The following is a 17,910-nucleotide window of genomic DNA, read 5'->3' as shown; positions in this document are numbered from 1 at the left end:
TTGCCCGATGCCTTTTTTCAAATTGGCGATCGCCCGGTTAGAGTGCATTGCGAGCTACCTGGTGGATAAAATCTAGCAACTTTCGTGAAGAATGATGCGATTTCCCGCTGGGTCATAGAGATAAATTTCCCGCCCATGGCTAGCATAGATAATAGTTTGTTCCTTGATGGGGGCATAGAACCGAGCAATCTTGGCGATCGCCGTTGGTAAATCAGCTACTTCCAAACAGAGGCTGAAGCCACTGCGTTCAGAGGCGGAAAATTCTAGAGCTTGGTCTGGATGGGGAGAGAAAATAGCTAAAACCATGCCCAGTAACTGAAATTGGGCATAGCGTCCAGGGGAGTAGGGAAGGGGCTCCTGCTCCAGGATGGATTGGTAAAAGGCCACCACCTCGGCGAAGTGAACAGTGCCAATGGTAAGAAACGCTTTTTTGTAGAAAACCATGGCTCTGTCCCCCATCGGTGACTTTACGACTCTGGTTAACTTTGACCAGATTCCCGCCACAAAAATTAAGTAAAAGAAAGCAGTCTGACCCTAGCCTAACGCCATCTGTGGATTAGAATTCTTCCAGGTCAACTAATGTTAAGATTGGCCAGAAAAATATGGCTCCCATTAGTAACTCAGTTTTGTTTGAGCCTAGCCGGCGATCGCCTAGATAGCCGAGGCTGACTAGCTTTCTCCCCTGTAATTGCAGATGAATAAGACCTTTAATCTCCCCGTTGCCCGCTATTTTCGATCTGGTCTGCCACTGCAACGGTTGCCCCTACAGTTTTGGGCTATTTTTCTGATTTTGATGTCGGGGGGAATCGGCCTAGTTTCCACCAATTGGTTGTTGGTTTTGCCGAAAAGCCCCCAATGTAACCGGGTGTTTTGGCCGGTGGCTTCGGCCTCCATGCGGCTTTACTGTGCCCAGTTATCAGCGGAGGAAAAAACCGTTGACGGCCTGTTGCGGGCCATTAATCTTTTGGCCGCCTTACCCAAGGATCACCCTTTGGCAGTGGAAGTTAACCGCAATATTGAAACCTGGGCCACGGATTTGTTAGATCTAGCAGAAGATTATTTTCAAAAAGGATTGTTAGAAGAGGCGATCGCCGCTGCAGAAAAAATCCCCGACCATGTGCAGGCCTACGACTTAGTGGAGGAAAGAATTAACGCTTGGCGGGGACTGTGGCAGGAAGGGGAAACTATCTATGGCGAAGTGGAAGCGGATTTGCGTAACTCCCGTTGGAATAGTGCTTTTCGCAATGCGGTGCGTTTGTTGAATCTGGACAATACCTTTTGGTCCACCACTAAATACGACCAAGCTATCCGCAATATTCAAATTGCCCAGGAAGAGAGCAGTAAGTTAGACAACGCCTATCGCATTCTTCGCCGTGGGGGTGCTGATAATTGGCTCAAGGCGATCGAGGATGCGGCCAAAATTCCTAAGGATAGCTACGCCTACCAAGAGGCTCAGAAATTAATTGCCCAGGCGGTGGATAAACTGACCGGCTCCATTGAAACTATGATTGAGCGTCAAGACTGGCAAACTTTGAACAATACCCTGAGTCGTTTGCCGGAGTCCTACTTCCCCGCCAAGGATTTGAATGATTGGCAAATTCTCGCCACGGCGGGACTAGAAGCGCAAATGGGCACTGTGGAAGGTTTGGGCTTAGCCATTACCACGGCAGAAAAGTTAACAGACAGCAATAGCCCCTACTACAACCTTGCCCAGGAATTAGTTAAGGATTGGCGTCGGGAAGAAACGGCCCTGCAACAGTTGGCCCAGGCCCGCAACACTGCCGAAATTGGTACCATCAGTGCCCTCAATGAGGCGATCGCCCAGGCCAAATCAATTACTAAGGACAATCCCCGCCACCAGGAAGCTTCCAGGGACATTGCCAACTGGACAGAACGGATCCAAATAGACGAAGACCGCCCCATTCTGCGGCAAGCAAGACAGTTGGCCAATGCTGGCAATCTGGAACAGGCTATTCAACAAGCAGAACGCATCGGTGCCGGCCGAGCACTATATTCCGAAGCTCGCCAAAGTATTAATCAATGGCAGGCCACCATCCAGCGCCGCACTGACCAACCCATCCTCGACCAGGCGATCGCCTTAGCCAATGCCCAAAATTATGAAGCGGCCATTAGCACCGCCCGTCAGATAGAGAGGAACCGGGCCCTGTCCGGGGAAGCTCGCCTACAAATTAGCCGGTGGCAGGCAGAAATTAATGCCCAAAATAACCTAAAGAGAGCCCAGGAAATGGCCTCTTCCCGCACCGTAGATTCCCTCGGCCAGGCGGTGCAACTAATTCGCCAAGTGCCTCGCAGCACCGATGCCGGTGGACAACGCTTACAGTTGGTCAACAATTGGAGTTACCAAATTTTGTCCCTAGCCCAGGAACAGGCCCGGGCCGGTAACTACCAACAAGCCATCCGTGCCCTCCAGCAAATTCCTGCCGAAAGCGCCGCCCATAACAGTGCTCAAAATTTTCTGCAGGAATGGCGTAGCTTTAGTCAACCGTCCCCGCTACCCATTACCCCCGTCGCTCCCCCCGCCCCTAGGGTTGAGTCTCCTGTGCCAACGGAACCGGCATTGCCCCCGGTGGAGAATCCCCAAAATTAAAGTCTGATGAGACTGTCTTGGTTCTATTTTAGGACGACCGACCAGGAAGATCTCCCCCTTGTGATAGCTTGGTAAAGCTTTGGCAATCATTGCTTTCCCCAAGCCCTTGCTTTGCTGTTCCCAAACATTAACTAGATTAAAGATTAGCCCTATGGTTGAGCTTGCGCCTTCCCCCGAAGCCATTACCGCCGCATTGGAAATTCCCGCTGACATTAACTTTGCACTGCCGGATCCCGCCGATGAGGAAATCCAGGAGCATGAGTTTCAGCAACAGTTGGAGGATTTTTGGCAACTGTGTGAGCGCTTTGACCTCCAGACGGAAATTTGGCGGGGGCGCATTCTCCGGGCGGTGCGGGACCGGGAAAAAATTGGTGGAGACGGCCGGGGTACTGGTTTTTTAAATTGGCTCAAGCAAAGGGAAATTTCCAAAACCCAAGCCTATGGTCTCATTCAACTGGCCAATAGTGCCGATACCCTCATTGCCGAGGGACAATTGGACCCCGATTCCATTAACAATTTCAGCAAACGGGCCTTTGTGGAAACGGCTAAAGCTGATCCAGAAGTGCAAAAGTTGGTCAGTGATGCGGCCCATAATGGCGATCGCATTACCCGACGGGAAGTGAAGCAGTTGGCTGATGAATGGACTGCCATGAGTTCGGAACTGTTGCCCGATGTGCTCAAGGAAAAGGCCACCGACGGCACTGTGTCCCCCCGTCATTTGGCTCCCCTGGTGAAGGAATTGGAAAAGGTACCAGAAGGTCATTTACAAGCTCTACAGGAAGAGGCGATCGCCTCCCCCGATGTGGACACAGTTAAATATCTCACCACTTCCGCCCGCAATTTATCTAAGTATCTGGATGCAGCAGCCAAGGTACAAACCCTAAAAGCTTTCCCGTTGGATATGGAACTGGCCTTAGAAGAAGCCCTGCGCTTAGATTGCCTCAACACAGCGGCGGATTTACTTAAACAGGCTACCCAATTGGAACAGTCCGTGGGCAAACTGTTCACCACCTGGAAACGTTTAGCCACCCTGTCCGATCGCCTCTATGTGGACACCGGAGCCAGCACCCCCAACCTACGTTCCCTGTTGACGGCCATTGAAGGGTTAACCCAGGAAGTGATTGAAGTGCCCCTGGATGAGGATGGAAATAACACAGTACGTTTAAAAATTACTTGTTCAGACGGTCTAGCAACCACAGGGATGACAACAAACCAGTGAAGTGGGCAATGATGGTGTTGATGTTAGCTTGAATGGCCAGCAAATCCGTGGATTGCACAAAGCGGTTGGGGTCAGCAGCGGAGGCAAAGGTTCCCGGTGGCACACTGAGGGCTTTGCCCAACACAATGCCACTCATGGCCGCTCCCCCAATGATGGCGGTGCCCATGCCCACCAAGTTGATGATCAAGCCAATACGAATCAGCTTGATAATATCTGCCCGACGAGGATGCTTGGTGGCTTCCGAGTCCTTGAGGTTGCGGCCTAAACGACGGTAGCGAGTAGAAAAGAAAATGCCAAAACCCAATAGGACAATGGAAATAAAGGCCGAAAGAATGCCCGCTTCAATGCCGGTGGTGCGATTGGGGCCACTTAGACTAAAACCTGCAAACAAAAACGTGACCACAGAAAAGGCTCCCAGGACAATCTGCACCCAAAAGCCGATGTTACCCCAGGTGGTTAAGTCTACGGAGGCCCGCAAGGCGGCCTGGGGAATGGGATTGGCCAATTCGGTGTTGCGTCGGTTCATGGTGGGGCGTAGGCGTTAACTTGTCCGTATTTTAGCCGTTATTCGCCCTGATCGTAGCCCAGACTAATGGCACCGGGGGGAATTATTTCCCGTTGTTGATCAACCAGTACCACCAATTCCCCCTGGGGGGTGATGGATTCAATCATGCCCATACCTTGGGGTAAGCTAATTTCCCGACCCCGATGGGCAAATAATTGCAGGAAATCCACCACAATGGCTCCAATTCCCTGGCTTTGGTAACGGTGCCAGCCGAGGGTAAGCCCCGCTAAGGTAATTTCTGCTAAGTCCGTTAGGTTGGTCACACTCTGGACTGATTGGGCTTCACAAAAGCGACCGAGGGCAATGCCGCTGGCCGGTACGGGGTTAATCCAGTTAATACCAACTCCAACGATGGCGGCGGTGATTATGCCCCCACTAATTTTGCTTTCTGTTTTAATCCCGGCCAATTTTTTCCCCTGTAATAGCAGATCATTGGGCCATTTGAGTTGTACTGGAATGCCGTGCTGAACTAGGGCGTAGGCGATGCCCCAAGCACTCCATAAAACCAGGTGGGGACTATGGCTTATGGGTAAATTAGTGGCTAACCACAGGGATAGATACAATCCCCCCGGTGGAGACTGCCAACTCCGACCCCATTGCCCCCGGCCAGCGGTTTGTTCCCTGGCGATCACCGCTAGGGGCGGTTGATAACCTTGATGTCGTAAGTCCCACAGCAGTTGGTTGGTGGATTCGGTACAGGCAGGGGTAATGACTTTTAACCCAGAGAGAATGTCCGGGCGGGCCAGGGATAGGGGTTGATCATGGTTCTCGCGCCAAGCTTGATTGAGCCAATCCCCCTCGCCAACGTTGCTGATTTCTGCCATGGAACTTGGGGACTAACCCTAGGGCACCACCAGCACTGGGCAGGGGGAAAGATTAATTACCCTCGCAGTGACGCTTTCCGCTGCTCCTTCGCTGGTGAGACCTAAACCCCGACAGCCCATCACGATCAGGTCTGCATTTACTTCATCGGCCACGTCACAAATGGTGAAAGACGCCATGCCTTCCCGTTCAATGGTTTTGGTGGCAATACCCTGTTGGGAAAAAACAGCCTGGGCTGCCTCCAGCAATTTGGCCACTGCTTCCGGGGAATCCATGCCGTGGGCTTCGTGGTCTTGGCCGGGGGAAGTTTTTTCCACCACCGATAGCAAAACCAAATGACTTTGGTGGATTTTGACCAACTCCGCGACCATTTGGGCCGCATCCCTTGCTTCTCGGCTCCGGTCCAGGGGAAATAGAATGGTTTTGAACATAATTACACCTCCGCTATCTCCTACCAATAGCGCGATTAGGCGATCGCCAGCAATTGATCGACATCAAATTTTACAGGCATTGTTTGATCAGTTCGCCAAATTTGGGGAAATCAAACTGATTATTTGCCTATTTTTCCGCCACTAAAACCCCCATTAAACCAGCAGCAATGGGATAGTGTATGGCTTTGGCAAACCCAGCTTCTAAGGCGAGTTTGACTTGGGCAGGGCCAGTGGGAAAGCGGTCTAAACTGGGTTGTAGATAGGCGTACTCTTCGGTTAACTGCCATTGTTTGGCCATGGGCACCACCACATTGGCCAGGTACCAACGCTGAAAGTTGGCCACTAGAACATTACTTGGTTGGTGAAAATCGAGGATGGCTACTTTTTTGCCCGGTTTGAGCACCCGTTGTAACTCCCCCAGGGCTTGGGGAATATTGCCCACATTGCGGAGGCCGTAACCCATGGTGGCCCCGTCAAATTCATTATCAGCGAAGGGTAAGGCCAGGGCGTCTCCCTGCAGCCATTGCATGGGAAATTGGGCATATTTACTTTTATGTTTGCCAGCGGCGATCGCCAAGAGTTCCGCACAAAAATCCACTCCGACCACTTCCCCGGTAATTCTCACCGCCTTGGCCCCCTGGAAAGCCAAATCCCCACTGCCACAACACACGTCCAACAGGCGATCGCCAGGTAATACGCCGCTCCACTTCACTGCCATGGCCTTCCAAATATGGTGCTGACCAAAGCTCAAAAATGTGTTGAGGTCATCGTACTGGGGCGCGATGCGGGCAAAAATTTTCTGCACGCTCTCCTGAGTCGGTTGGGTTAAGGGGGACTTACTCATCCAATTTCCAGATTGGTCAAATTTCTTTTTAACTCGCCATGGTACTGATGTAAAGTTTGGGCTTAAGTTAAGGGCGAAGTACCGATTGTTCTAGAACTTCCCTAATGTACTTTTGATAATTAATTCCTTGAGCCCTAGCGGTATTTTTAACAGCAGTCAGGAGTTCCGATGACAAGCGCAGGGTAATGCTTTTATCCTTAGGGGCGAACTCAAAAGTTGTCTTGGTAAAGTTCTCTGGGACTAAATAGTCTGTCAAATCCTGCTCCAAAAAGTCTTCTGCTTCTTGATCACTGTTCATTTTGGGTAAAGGCTTCTTTATACTTTTGTACTTCTACTTGATGTATATAACGAGCACTGATAGGGCGCAATAGGGTGTTTTCGTCCTGAATGCCTGAATTTTGTCATAGAAATTGTCCCTACCATGGACTGGTCTGAGTTCTACAATTTCGTAACCCCGAATGCAATCAGAGCTTCCAGAAAGGATTATGATCTGCTCCGTGCCGTTTTTTCAATGACAATTTGCTATGTACGAAAAACTTCAGCCCCCCAGCGTTGGGTCAAAAATCACCTTTGTTGCAGGTAAGCCCGTAGTGCCCAACGATCCGATTATTCCCTACATCCGGGGGGACGGCACCGGGGTTGATATTTGGCCCGCCACCGAATTAGTCATCAATGCGGCGATCGCCAAGGCCTATGGCGGCGAGAGGAAAATCAACTGGTTCAAAGTCTATGCCGGGGACGAAGCCTGTGAACTATACGGCACCTATCAGTATTTACCGGAAGATACCCTAACGGCGATCAAGGAGTACGGGGTGGCTATCAAAGGGCCTTTGACTACTCCAGTGGGCGGTGGCATCCGTTCTTTGAACGTGGCCCTGAGACAGATTTTTGACCTCTACACCTGTGTGCGGCCCTGTCGTTATTATCCCGGCACTCCCTCCCCCCATAAAACCCCGGAAAAATTGGACATCATTGTTTATCGGGAAAATACGGAGGATATTTACCTGGGCATTGAATGGGCGGAAGGTACAGAAGGAGCTAAAACGTTAATAGCCTATCTGAACGATGAACTGATTCCCGCTACCCCGGCTTTAGGCAAAAAACAAATTCGCCTCGATTCCGGCATTGGCATCAAACCCATTAGTAAAACCGGGTCCCAACGACTGGTGCGGCGGGCCATCCTCCATGCTCTGCGGTTGCCGAAGGAAAAACAGATGGTGACGCTGGTCCATAAGGGCAACATTATGAAATTCACCGAAGGAGCTTTCCGGGATTGGGGCTATGAATTGGCTACAACAGAATTTCGGGCGGAATGTGTCACGGAGCGGGAATCTTGGATTTTGGGCAACAAAGAAAGTAATCTTGATTTGACCATTGAGGCCAACGCCCACATGATTGACCCCGGTTACGATACCCTTACTGAAGAGAAAAAAGCGGTAATTAAAGAGGAAGTGGAGCAAGTTTTGGACTCCATTTGGGAATCCCATGGTAATGGCCAGTGGAAAGAAAAGGTAATGGTCAATGACCGGATTGCCGATAGCATTTTCCAACAAATTCAAACCCGCCCCGACGAGTATTCCATTCTGGCGACGATGAATTTAAACGGGGATTATCTTTCTGATGCCGCCGCCGCTGTGGTAGGAGGTTTGGGCATGGGTCCTGGAGCTAACATTGGTGATAGTGCAGCCATTTTTGAAGCCACCCACGGCACTGCCCCCAAACACGCTGGGCTAGACCGCATTAACCCCGGCTCTGTGATCCTCTCCGGCGTCATGATGTTGGAATTTATGGGCTGGCAGGAGGCCGCTGACCTGATTAAAAAAGGCATCGGCGCGGCGATCGCCAATCGAGAAGTGACCTATGACCTGGCCCGGTTAATGGAACCGAAGGTGGATCAGCCATTGAAATGTTCCGAATTTGCCCAGGCGATCGTCAGTCATTTTGATGATTAATTTTCAATAAATAACCCGCCATGATTGCTCACTCCCCATCTGCCCCATACCCAAAACTTAGCCCAGAGGAATATTTGCAATGGGAGGAACGGCAGAGGGAGAAGCATGAATATCTTGACGGCCAAATCTATGCCATGGGGGGCGGCAGCAAAAACCACAGTGTCATTAGTGTCCGCCTATCGACTTTATTTTGTAATCATCTGGATGGCGGTGATTGCGAAACCGGCAATTCAGATTTAAAAATTCAGATTGTCAACACCCAAAACTACACCTATCCCGATGTCAGCGTCACCTGTGATCCACGGGATCGGAAGTCAACACAATTTATTACCTATCCCTGCCTGGTTGTGGAGGTTTTATCCCCCAGTACCGAAGCCTATGACCGGGGCGGCAAATTTCGGCTCTACGCCCGTAATCCTATGTTGCAGGACTATCTCTTGGTCAGCTCCACCAACGTGGAAATTGATCTTTATCACAAAAATGATGAAGGTGATTGGTTAATCCTCAATTATCAGGCCGGCGATCGGGTCGAACTTAAAAGCATTGGTTTAACCTTCCCTGTAAATGTTCTTTACCGGAGTCTGTCACTTTAAGTCGATTAATTTCTTTTTGGCGATCGCGAAGAAAGCTGGAGTGTGGGCTAATGGCAATGGAGAATGCTCTTGGGATTGGCGGAGAAAAAATAAGTAGGGGTTTAACGGCGATCGCCGAAGACACTTTTCATTTCATTTCTGCTTAAATTGTGAACAGAACAATTAAAGTATATCTAAATCTAGAACTAATCGAAAACCGTTAATATCACTTTTCCTTTTAATATTGCTATGACTACGGCTATCAGAACGACAGGTAGGAGGATTATGAAACCAAGAGCCCCCACGAAGTACACGTTCTTCAATATCACCATTCCAAAAGTCGTTACACCATTCCCACACATTGCCATGCATATCATAAAGCCCCCAATAATTAGCAGGGAAACTTCCTACTTTCGTCGTTTCTCCCCGATACTTGCCCTCATTTTCTTCAGCATAAGTATAACTTGCATCATAGTTAGCCAAGTCAGTAGTTATAGTTTCCCCATAACTAAAAGCAGTTGTAGTCCCAGCTCGACAAGCGTATTCCCATTCTGTTTCACTTGGCAAACGATATCGTTTTCCAGTTAATTCCGACAGTTCCCTACAAAAATCTTGACATTCTTCCCAACTTACACTTTCCACTGGTCGATCTGCCCCTCTAAATTCTGATGGGTTATAGCCCATAATAGCTTCCCATTGATCTTGAGTTACTGGATATTTACCAATCCAAAAATTAGACAGATTTACGTAATGCCGCGGTCTTTCACTATTATTCTTTTCATTCTCAGATCCCATCAGAAAACTTCCACCAGAAATATACACCATGTCTAAATAGATTCCATTTCCCAACTCTTCGCGATAGTATCTAGCCTGATCCAATGTCCTTTTGATAATCTGCCCTTGTCGATTTATGGTTACACTTTCAAATAAATAAATAGTATTTAATATCTTATTCCTGAAGGACATTATGCGTATTTTTTGCTCAGAATATATTCTCTGCATTTGTTCTTTAATAGAAGAGCAAAGACTTGAAACATTTTGGTTAAATATGTCTTGGAAAGAATCAGATAATAATATTGGTTGATAGAAAAAATCAAGATTCAAAAAATATAAATCTTTAAAATAAATAATCAGTATTTTGTGGATTAAACCAATAATTATCTCTACCTCTTCAATTTTTTCAGTATTTTCTGGTGTACTATCAACAATTTCATTTAAATCCCATGATTCCAGTTTTATTTTAGTTACTTCGTCATCCCCCATATTCCAAAAATAGCAATTAATATTCACACGATTACGAATAATATTAGTTGAAATAATTAAAGTTGGGATACTATTAAGAATCTTTCTTACTCTAGGGACATCAGTATCTTCTATAGGGTTCTTAAAGTAATCACAATAAACCTCCAACTCTAATCTCGAAATATATGTATTTAAGTCGAAAAGAGTGTTTTTAGTTTGCTCGTGTAATATTTCTGCTTCAAGTATTTTATTACCAGTGACTTTTGGACGAGAGACAAGTACTAATAGTCGAGGTTGAAATGTTTCATATTTAAGCAAATCTTCTGTTTCTTCTCTATTTAATTTAGAATTCCAATTGCTTAAATCCCACTGTTGTAAAATCTGCTTGTTTTGCAAGCTAAATTTTTCTTCATGCCACCGCTTCATCAGTGTTAATTTTAATTCCTCTAATTCTCGAAGCTGTTGTAATTCTTGTTTTTTTAACTGTAAGACTCTATCATCTCTTTTTGCTATATTATCTATTAGCTCTTGTTGTTGCTGATATGTTAACTCTCGCCATTTTTCTTCTTGTAAAATTTGTTGTCCTTGCATTTTTGTCGAATCAAATACCAACTGCTTTAATTCAGCTTCTCTTTTCTCTTGCTGAATGACATATTGCTGAAGCAGTTTTTGATATTTGTAATCTTTCTCAACAACAGTAGGTATTGCTGGCGTAATACTTGATTCCCTATTTGAAGATAGTTTATTAAAAATTGCCCTTCCTAATGTTATACCAATACCAGATACAACTCCACCAATCAATCTTTCAAACATTTCTCTAAGTCCTAAGTAAAATCAAATAAATTAATTAAAATGTGTCCTCCAAAAAATCAATATTCTCGAAAAAATCTTGGGATATGTCCACAATCCCATCTCCATCAGCATCGGCATCAAAATAACCGAAGATACCATCACCATCGATATCTGTATTGAGATTATCTGCGATTGTTTCATTTTCCTCAGTTCGATAATGGCCATCTACAACTGTCTTATCATTACGGGTATATGACTCGATCCATTTCAAGTCGGGTTTGCCATTATAATTAAATTCGTTAATAGAATCTGGCATAAGATTTTGCAAAAAGAAGTTCATTAGAAAAGCTAACTTTGACTCTCTAGGTATCGTACAAGCCTCACTTTATTTTACCGGAGATTAATCAGAGGACAACCAACGAGAAGTTAAAAACTATAGCCTCACGTCAGGATATTACAGCCATAGCCACCAAAATACCTTGATAATCCCTATCAAGATAATAGTCACTATACTGATTCAATGACAGTAGGTAATAGTCTAAAAGTTGATATTCCCCCATTCCACAGGGTTTGCCAGTATGGCGACGGGGAAAAACCATTGCTCAACACCAAAATAACAACCCTAAACTTTGCTTGAGGTGAACTCTACGGTAGTTGCCCCTTGTGCGTGGTTTTGGGGTTATTCAGCTTGGCGATCGCCAAAAAGTCTATCAACTCTTAATTATTCTGATTAGCGACAAAGCGATTAACCAGTTCAACATCAATATCTAATTCCTTAGCAATTTCGGCGATTGTAAGACCCAATTTCTTCAGCAGGGGTATGGTTTCCAGTTTTGCTTCCAGCCTGCCTTCTAATTTTCCCTCCAGTTTCCCAGCAATTTTGCCTTCCTCTAAAATTTCTTGATAGATAGCAGATTCCTTCATAATTTCACTCCTTAAAATTGTCTTGATCAGCTCAGGGGCCAGCAGAATTCCTCCAAAAACCGAGGTTGCCGTCATGAGATTTGCCTTAACTCGATTATCCTCAATCTGTTCCAATACAGTCGCCACTTCCCTCAATTTTTAATGTAGGGTCAGAGGTCTGCGTCAATACCGCTAGGGGCAATAGCCCTGGGCTTTGGAGAAATGCTTCCGATGATTGTTCCCAAAGCCGAATCGCTTGATAACGGTGCACAGTCTCCCCTAACTGAAAACTATCCTGATAAATCAAGTCATTACTACTACGCTTTAAGTAGATGACAAATTGGTGCATCGTCTTCTGGGGGAAACGGCGATAAACCCTTACCCGATAGTCCAACATCCGAAAGCCCATGGTGGGGTCAGGCTCCGTTTGGAATTCCAGATGCAACACCAAGTCTTCCGATTGCTCCAAAATCAGGGAGTCAGCCCGAATTGGCTCCAAAGATAGTTACGTCGGACTCAGCTTAGTCAATTTAATGGGTCGTCCCAGTAACCAGGCGGCATAGTCTTCGGAAAAGGATTCAGCCAGAAATTTGCAGAGATTGTCAAACATAGCCGAATTCTACTGGTAATCTCCTAGAGATCCGCCAGGCGATCGCCAGATAATTGGCAAAAATTTAAGGAATTTAGGTGGGGAAAAGCCGAAGTTAAAGAAATTATTCCCATTGATAGAGCCCAATCTCTGACTGCTATAACGAAAATCTCAAAAAAAATTCTCAAAAGTTTACAAAGTTTAATATAATCGGAGGAAGATCACTAGGTATTTATTCTCATTACCATGTTGGAACACTTCCCCTGGCTGACAACGATGATTGCCCTGCCGTTAGTCGCCGCCCTCTTCATTCCGTTAATTCCCGACAAAGACGGGAAACAAGTCCGCTGGTATGCCCTTGGTGTGGGTCTAGCGGATTTTGTTTTGATGAGCTACGTTTTTTGGACTAACTACGACATCAGCAATACCGGTTTTCAGCTCCAGGAAAAATTTAGCTGGATTCCCCAATTCGGGCTCAGTTGGAGTGTTTCCGTGGATGGCATCTCCATGCCCCTAGTGTTACTGGCTGGATTGGTTACCACCCTTTCCATCTTTGCCGCCTGGCAGGTTGACCATAAGCCCCGCCTCTTCTACTTCCTAATGTTGGTGCTTTATGCGGCCCAGATTGGCGTGTTTGTAGCCCAAGACATGCTCCTACTGTTCATCATGTGGGAACTGGAATTGGTGCCGGTTTACCTCCTAGTTTGCATTTGGGGTGGTCAAAGACGCCAGTATGCAGCCATGAAGTTTTTGCTCTACACCGCCGCCGCCTCCGTATTCATTTTGGTTGCCGCCCTAGGCTTAGCTTTCTACGGTGATGTAACCACCTTTGACATTGCTGAATTGGGTCTGAAAGATTACCCGATCGCCTTAGAACTGTTTTTATACGCCGGTTTACTGATTGCTTTTGGCGTTAAATTAGCCATTTTCCCATTCCATACCTGGTTACCCGATGCCCACGGTGAAGCCTCTGCCCCCGTTTCCATGATTTTGGCTGGGGTGCTGCTGAAAATGGGCGGTTACGGTCTCATTCGTTTGAACCTTGGTCTGTTGGAAGATGCCCACGTTTACTTTGCGCCGATCTTAGTCATCCTTGGGGTGGTTAACATCATCTACGGTGGTTTTTCCTCCTTTGCCCAAGACAACATGAAACGCCGCTTGGCCTACTCCTCCGTTTCCCACATGGGCTTTGTGTTGCTGGGTATTGCTTCCTTTACCGACTTGGGCATCAGTGGAGCCATGTTGCAAATGCTCTCCCACGGTTTAATTGCCGCCGTCCTCTTCTTCCTGGCGGGGGTTACCTACGACCGGACCCACACCCTTTCCTTGGCCCAGATGGGCAACATTGGCAAAGTAATGCCGACGGTTTTTGCCCTGTTCACCATGGGCGCCATGGCATCCCTCGCCCTCCCCGGCATGAGCGGTTTTGTCAGCGAATTAACTGTCTTTGTTGGAGTAAGTTCCAGCGACATTTACAGCACCCCCTTCAAAACAGTGACCGTTTTCCTCGCTGCTGTAGGTTTGGTGCTTACCCCCATTTACCTGTTGTCTATGTTGCGCCAACTTTTCTACGGCAACAACATTCCCCCTTCCTGCAATCTGGAACAGGATAGCCTTTCCCCCAATTCCGACCAAGAAGCCGTTTGTTTTGGCACCAGTTGTGTGCTCCCCGGCAATGCCATCTATGACGATGCCCGTCCCCGGGAGGTATTTATCGCCGCCTGCTTCCTCTTGCCGATTATTGGAGTGGGTCTTTATCCCAAATTAGCTACCCAGGTTTACGATGCCACCACGGTAGCGGTGAACAGCCAAGTGCGCCAATCCTATGTGCAAATTGCTGAAACCAATCCCCGGGTTTATGCGGCAGCATTAACTGCTCCCCACATTCCCACCACGGACTTTGCCACGGTCAAAGTTCAACCCTAGTGATTTATTCTTGTGAGTTAATTGGACAACTTTTAGACTACTGCGTGATTTTATGAAATAGAGAGGAGTGGGGGAAATGAGTCTCCTACTCCCTTTTTTTTGTTTACAAATCTGAACGTTGCCAATATTGGGCACAAAGTAAGGTAGCCATGACTAGCATTGCTAATCCCAATCCTGCTTGAATATGGCCGGGTTGAGTTGACCAATAACGGCTAAAAATATCCCCCGCCAGACCGACACAGCCGAAATACAAACCAATACCTACACCGGCTCGATTGCCCTGGAGGATTTGTAGTAACAGCGGAATTAGTCCATTGTTTAAAATGCTAGAACCCAATAACCAGGAGAAGGCGATCGCCGGTAGCCAAAAGCCATTGAGCAAACATAGTAAAGTCAGCACCAGAAGTCCTAGGGCTGTGGTTAGGGATGCCACTGGATGACCTATTTTACGAATCAACCAACCCATGGGCAGGGCCATTAATGCCAGCAGCAGTTGCAAACCCATTAAACCATTGTTAATTCCCTCCAATTGTTGGGTGAAAACTAGCATTAACACCCTCGTGCCCCAGGTGGTGCCAATGGCGAAGAGAGCAATGTTGACCATGGCAATCCAAGGAAAAGCTTTCACCCTTGCAGTACTTGCTTCGGCTTTTTCAGTGGTCGGTGGTAAAACTCGACTTAAAAATAGACTGGCCCCCAATAACACCACTGAACCGAGTAAAAAAGCTGGTAAGCTACCCAAGCTTAATAACCACTGACCCATGGGTTTCCGAAATGAGGCGAATAGGCCACCCACCAAACTCAGAATTCCCATAGCTAGGGGCAGTTGATTGATGGGAGCACATTGACCAATCAGCACCATGGTGGGACTACGGAATAGGGTCATAGCTATGGCCCAGGCGATCGCCAATGCCGGCAGTAAGAAGCGGGCTACGTTGGCAAGGGGCAGGAAAAATACCAGGGGAATTAGGAGGAAAAAACCGGCGGCGAGAATCACCCCCAAAGAAATCAGCGGCAATCGGGTGCCTAAAGTCCGCTGTTGGCGATCACTCAGAGCACCAAATAGGGGTTCCATCACCACCCCTAAAACCATCTCAAAGGTTAGTAATCCGACCACAAACTCCGGTGAAAATCCCCAACCCTTGAGCAAATTCCCCAGATAAAGGCGGTAGGTTATCCACATCAAAGTTACCGAGCCCTGGACCAAGGCAATGGCCCAAACCCGTCGCCACAGAACTGCAGAATGCTGACTCATGGATAATTCCTAATTCAAGGGGGATTTAATTTGCTGTTGTTAGCGTTGAAAACTGTTTATCAATACCTGCCACTGTTGGAGCCGAGCCTATCGTATTTATCCCACTAAATCAATTGACGATTGACAGAATTCTGAACAATGTCTGGGCCACGAACATTTGCAACCAGCTACATTAAGAAATGTAAAGAAAATTTCCCAACGCCCCTTTTGTCATGACCCTGAACAAGGCTGAATCTCAATCCGTAATCGTCATTGGCGCTGGCATTGGCGGTCTAACAACGGCGGCCTTGTTGGCCCAGCAGGGCTACCAAGTTAAAGTTTATGAACAGGCAACCATGGTCGGGGGCTGTGCTTCCACTTTTCGGAGACGGGGTTTCATTTTTGATGTGGGGGCCACCCAAGTAGCGGGACTAGAACCGGGGGGTATTCACCATCGCATTTTCCGGCAGTTACAGGTGGATTTACCGGAGGCAACCCTTTGTGATCCGTCCTGTGCCGTTTTTTTACCGGGGGAAAGCCAACCAATTAACATTTGGCATAACCCTGATCGATGGCAAAAGGAAAGGGAGCGGCAATTTCCAGGGAGTGGCAGATTTTGGCAATTACTACAAACCCTCTTCCAAATTAGTTGGCGTTTTCAGGCACGAGATCCCGTTTTACCTCCCCGTAATGCCTGGGATTTGGGGCAATTGTTGCAGGCGTTGCGGCCAGATACTCTGCTCACGACCCCCTTTGTCACCCTCACGGTGGGGGATGCTCTCCGGCTATTGGGTTTAGGGGCAGACCACCGTCTAAAAACTTTCCTTGATTTACAGTTGAAACTCTATTCCCAGGTGGGAGCCGATGAGACAGCATTGTTATACGCCGCTACCGCCTTGAGTGTTTCCCAAGCTCCCCAGGGTTTATGGCATCTCCAGGGCAGTATGCAAGCCCTAGGCGATCGCCTGGTGGAAGCTTTAAAAAACTATGGAGGGGAAGTATTTTGTGGCCGGTGCGTGGAGCAGATTCATTGTGACCAAGGGCAAGTACAGGGGGTGACGGTGCGGGACATTAAAAGCGGCGAAGTACGTCGGGAGGAAGCTCAGCAAGTGGTGGCCAATTTAACGGTGCAGAATTTACTCCAAGCGGTGGACCAGCCATTGCCTGGTTATCACCAAAGGGTGACTAATTTACCCCCTAGTTCCGGTGCTTTTGTCATTTATTTAGGTGTCAGAGAAGATGCCATTCCGTCCGACTGTGCTCCCCACCTACAGTTTTTGTACGATCGCCAGGGCCCCATTGGCGAAAATAATTCCCTTTTTGTCAGCGTCAGTAAACCGGGGGATGGCCGGGCTCCCCTGGGCTGTAGAACTCTAATTGCTTCTTCCTTCACCGATGTGGCCCCCTGGTGGGATGCTTCCCCGGCACAATATCAAGCCCACAAGCAAAGTTACATAACCACGGCGATCGCCAGATTGGGAGAATATTTCAACCTGAATGAATCCAACATTGTCCACCAAGAAAGTGCCACTCCCCGTACCTTTGCCCGCTATACTGCCCGAGATCAAGGCATTGTGGGCGGAGTCGGCCAGCGTTTGACCACCTTTGGCCCCTTTGGCTTTGCCCCCCGTACCCCCATCCGTAATTTGTGGTTAGTGGGGGATTCCGTCCATCCGGGGGAAGGCACCGCTGGGGTAAGTTACAGTGCTCTCACCATTGCCCGGCAAATTTGCGCTAGTGAAGCAATAAATTTCTAGGGCCAGGTTAAGATGAAAGACAATTGTTCATTGCTATCGATATCACCATTGCCACTATGGACCTACTCCTTTCTACCCTCGTCAGCTTCATCAACATCTACCTAGTGTTGTTATTTGTCCGTATTTTGCTGTCCTGGTTTCAAACTGCGGAGTGGGCCGGCAATATCATGGGTTTTCTCAGCCCCGTGACCGATCCCTATTTGAATATTTTCCGCTCTTTTATCCCGCCCCTGGGAGGCATTGATTTCTCCCCCATTCTGGCCATTTTTGCGTTGCAGTTTCTCCAACAGGCTCTCAGCAGTGTGGCGGTTCCCTACGCTGGTTTTTAAACCGACATAACTCCGGTGGCTGAAAATTTGATTGGTGGTTAGGATTCTTAGCGTCCAGATCCACCGACCACGGTTCACTTACATTTTCCCTCTGTGGTACCAGGGGGATTTTGCTTGCCTACATT

At 47.7% G+C, this 17,910-nt stretch carries 17 protein-coding genes and 1 pseudogene; 7 read left to right on the top strand and 11 right to left on the bottom strand.

The window, feature by feature from the left end; all coding sequences use genetic code 11:
• Nucleotides 1–72 precede the first annotated feature (72 nt).
• Complete coding sequence (locus IQE94_RS06120) at nucleotides 73–444, bottom strand: VOC family protein (protein ID WP_223342923.1); 372 nt, start codon at nucleotides 442–444, stop codon at nucleotides 73–75.
• 250 nt (nucleotides 445–694) lie between these two features.
• On the opposite strand from IQE94_RS06120, the gene IQE94_RS06115 reads away from it, so the two are divergent.
• Nucleotides 695–2,608: a chromosome segregation ATPase gene (locus IQE94_RS06115; RefSeq protein ID WP_223342922.1), complete on the top strand. Its 1,914-nt coding sequence runs from the start codon at nucleotides 695–697 to the stop codon at nucleotides 2,606–2,608.
• Between the two features lie 151 nt (nucleotides 2,609–2,759).
• Nucleotides 2,760–3,827, top strand: a complete 1,068-nt coding sequence (locus IQE94_RS06110; RefSeq protein WP_212716827.1) for a hypothetical protein — start codon at nucleotides 2,760–2,762, stop codon at nucleotides 3,825–3,827.
• Here IQE94_RS06110 and IQE94_RS06105 read toward each other — a convergent pair.
• The 5 genes from IQE94_RS06105 to IQE94_RS06085 all read right to left on the bottom strand — a co-directional run bounded on the left by IQE94_RS06105 (nucleotide 3,778) and on the right by IQE94_RS06085 (nucleotide 6,808).
• Nucleotides 3,778–4,353 (bottom strand): DUF3611 family protein, encoded by a 576-nt coding sequence (locus IQE94_RS06105; protein WP_194016191.1) that lies wholly within the window; start codon nucleotides 4,351–4,353, stop codon nucleotides 3,778–3,780. The genes IQE94_RS06110 and IQE94_RS06105 overlap by 50 nt on opposite strands.
• A gap of 38 nt (nucleotides 4,354–4,391) precedes the next feature.
• Nucleotides 4,392–5,216 carry a biotin--[acetyl-CoA-carboxylase] ligase gene (locus IQE94_RS06100; RefSeq protein ID WP_212716826.1) on the bottom strand — a complete coding sequence of 275 codons (825 nt, stop codon included), beginning with the start codon at nucleotides 5,214–5,216 and terminating at the stop codon, nucleotides 4,392–4,394.
• Between the two features lie 18 nt (nucleotides 5,217–5,234).
• Nucleotides 5,235–5,645: a universal stress protein gene (locus IQE94_RS06095; protein WP_212716825.1), complete on the bottom strand. Its 411-nt coding sequence runs from the start codon at nucleotides 5,643–5,645 to the stop codon at nucleotides 5,235–5,237.
• Between the two features lie 127 nt (nucleotides 5,646–5,772).
• Entirely contained in the window at nucleotides 5,773–6,489 is a 717-nt protein-coding gene (ubiE, locus tag IQE94_RS06090) for a bifunctional demethylmenaquinone methyltransferase/2-methoxy-6-polyprenyl-1,4-benzoquinol methylase UbiE (RefSeq protein ID WP_223342921.1), read from the bottom strand.
• A 67-nt stretch (nucleotides 6,490–6,556) separates the two neighbouring features.
• Nucleotides 6,557–6,808 carry a CopG family antitoxin gene (locus IQE94_RS06085; protein ID WP_255611399.1) on the bottom strand — a complete coding sequence of 84 codons (252 nt, stop codon included), beginning with the start codon at nucleotides 6,806–6,808 and terminating at the stop codon, nucleotides 6,557–6,559.
• A gap of 205 nt (nucleotides 6,809–7,013) precedes the next feature.
• On the opposite strand from IQE94_RS06085, the gene IQE94_RS06080 reads away from it, so the two are divergent.
• On the top strand, nucleotides 7,014–8,441 hold the full coding sequence (locus tag IQE94_RS06080; RefSeq protein ID WP_212716823.1) for an NADP-dependent isocitrate dehydrogenase: 1,428 nt from the start codon (nucleotides 7,014–7,016) through the stop codon (nucleotides 8,439–8,441).
• 20 nt (nucleotides 8,442–8,461) lie between these two features.
• The gene (locus IQE94_RS06075) at nucleotides 8,462–9,034 is read left to right on the top strand and encodes a Uma2 family endonuclease (protein WP_223342919.1); all 573 of its coding nucleotides are present in this window, start codon (nucleotides 8,462–8,464) and stop codon (nucleotides 9,032–9,034) included.
• A 162-nt stretch (nucleotides 9,035–9,196) separates the two neighbouring features.
• Here the strand turns inward: IQE94_RS06075 and IQE94_RS06070 are convergent, their stop codons facing one another.
• From IQE94_RS06070 to IQE94_RS06055, 4 genes and pseudogenes are all read right to left on the bottom strand, one after another.
• On the bottom strand, nucleotides 9,197–11,068 hold the full coding sequence (locus IQE94_RS06070) for a formylglycine-generating enzyme family protein (protein WP_223342918.1): 1,872 nt from the start codon (nucleotides 11,066–11,068) through the stop codon (nucleotides 9,197–9,199).
• Nucleotides 11,069–11,102: 34 nt separating this feature from the next.
• A complete protein-coding gene (locus tag IQE94_RS06065) occupies nucleotides 11,103–11,363 on the bottom strand; it encodes a hypothetical protein (protein WP_223342917.1) in 261 nt (86 codons plus the stop codon).
• A gap of 130 nt (nucleotides 11,364–11,493) precedes the next feature.
• Nucleotides 11,494–11,646, bottom strand: coding sequence for a hypothetical protein (locus IQE94_RS06060; RefSeq protein WP_223342916.1), 153 nt, complete (start codon nucleotides 11,644–11,646; stop codon nucleotides 11,494–11,496).
• Nucleotides 11,647–11,764: 118 nt separating this feature from the next.
• Nucleotides 11,765–12,560 (bottom strand): annotated as a pseudogene (locus tag IQE94_RS06055) (Rpn family recombination-promoting nuclease/putative transposase).
• A gap of 225 nt (nucleotides 12,561–12,785) precedes the next feature.
• Here IQE94_RS06055 and IQE94_RS06050 point away from each other — a divergent pair.
• Nucleotides 12,786–14,465, top strand: a complete 1,680-nt coding sequence (locus IQE94_RS06050; RefSeq protein ID WP_194016670.1) for an NAD(P)H-quinone oxidoreductase subunit 4 — start codon at nucleotides 12,786–12,788, stop codon at nucleotides 14,463–14,465.
• Nucleotides 14,466–14,568: 103 nt separating this feature from the next.
• On the opposite strand, the gene IQE94_RS06045 is transcribed toward IQE94_RS06050, so the two are convergent.
• Complete coding sequence (locus IQE94_RS06045; RefSeq protein ID WP_212716816.1) at nucleotides 14,569–15,720, bottom strand: MFS transporter; 1,152 nt, start codon at nucleotides 15,718–15,720, stop codon at nucleotides 14,569–14,571.
• Nucleotides 15,721–15,932: 212 nt separating this feature from the next.
• On the opposite strand from IQE94_RS06045, the gene crtD reads away from it, so the two are divergent.
• Complete coding sequence (gene crtD, locus IQE94_RS06040; RefSeq protein WP_212716815.1) at nucleotides 15,933–17,456, top strand: C-3',4' desaturase CrtD; 1,524 nt, start codon at nucleotides 15,933–15,935, stop codon at nucleotides 17,454–17,456.
• 56 nt (nucleotides 17,457–17,512) lie between these two features.
• Nucleotides 17,513–17,785: a YggT family protein gene (locus tag IQE94_RS06035; RefSeq protein ID WP_194016668.1), complete on the top strand. Its 273-nt coding sequence runs from the start codon at nucleotides 17,513–17,515 to the stop codon at nucleotides 17,783–17,785.
• The last annotated feature ends 125 nt before the right edge of the window (nucleotides 17,786–17,910 follow it).

Source organism: Synechocystis sp. PCC 7339 (assembly GCF_019924095.1).
Taxonomy (GTDB): domain Bacteria; phylum Cyanobacteriota; class Cyanobacteriia; order Cyanobacteriales; family Microcystaceae; genus Synechocystis.
The sequence above is the reverse complement of the archived record's forward strand: the minus strand, read 5'-3'. Positions and strand labels throughout refer to the sequence as shown.

Bases quoted from the DNA above. Each gene is read 5' to 3' on its own strand.
- IQE94_RS06120 (WP_223342923.1), bottom strand. From the start codon at position 444: ATGGTTTTCTACAAAAAAGCGTTTCTTACCATTGGCACTGTTCACTTC.
- crtD (WP_212716815.1), top strand. From the start codon at position 15,933: ATGACCCTGAACAAGGCTGAATCTCAATCCGTAATCGTCATTGGCGCT.
- ubiE (WP_223342921.1), bottom strand. From the start codon at position 6,489: ATGAGTAAGTCCCCCTTAACCCAACCGACTCAGGAGAGCGTGCAGAAA.
- IQE94_RS06075 (WP_223342919.1), top strand. From the start codon at position 8,462: ATGATTGCTCACTCCCCATCTGCCCCATACCCAAAACTTAGCCCAGAG.
- IQE94_RS06060 (WP_223342916.1), bottom strand. From the start codon at position 11,646: ATGGTTTTTCCCCGTCGCCATACTGGCAAACCCTGTGGAATGGGGGAA.
- IQE94_RS06095 (WP_212716825.1), bottom strand. From the start codon at position 5,645: ATGTTCAAAACCATTCTATTTCCCCTGGACCGGAGCCGAGAAGCAAGG.
- IQE94_RS06045 (WP_212716816.1), bottom strand. From the start codon at position 15,720: ATGAGTCAGCATTCTGCAGTTCTGTGGCGACGGGTTTGGGCCATTGCC.
- IQE94_RS06065 (WP_223342917.1), bottom strand. From the start codon at position 11,363: ATGCCAGATTCTATTAACGAATTTAATTATAATGGCAAACCCGACTTG.
- IQE94_RS06105 (WP_194016191.1), bottom strand. From the start codon at position 4,353: ATGAACCGACGCAACACCGAATTGGCCAATCCCATTCCCCAGGCCGCC.
- IQE94_RS06115 (WP_223342922.1), top strand. From the start codon at position 695: ATGAATAAGACCTTTAATCTCCCCGTTGCCCGCTATTTTCGATCTGGT.
- IQE94_RS06035 (WP_194016668.1), top strand. From the start codon at position 17,513: ATGGACCTACTCCTTTCTACCCTCGTCAGCTTCATCAACATCTACCTA.
- IQE94_RS06080 (WP_212716823.1), top strand. From the start codon at position 7,014: ATGTACGAAAAACTTCAGCCCCCCAGCGTTGGGTCAAAAATCACCTTT.
- IQE94_RS06050 (WP_194016670.1), top strand. From the start codon at position 12,786: ATGTTGGAACACTTCCCCTGGCTGACAACGATGATTGCCCTGCCGTTA.
- IQE94_RS06070 (WP_223342918.1), bottom strand. From the start codon at position 11,068: ATGTTTGAAAGATTGATTGGTGGAGTTGTATCTGGTATTGGTATAACA.
- IQE94_RS06100 (WP_212716826.1), bottom strand. From the start codon at position 5,216: ATGGCAGAAATCAGCAACGTTGGCGAGGGGGATTGGCTCAATCAAGCT.
- IQE94_RS06110 (WP_212716827.1), top strand. From the start codon at position 2,760: ATGGTTGAGCTTGCGCCTTCCCCCGAAGCCATTACCGCCGCATTGGAA.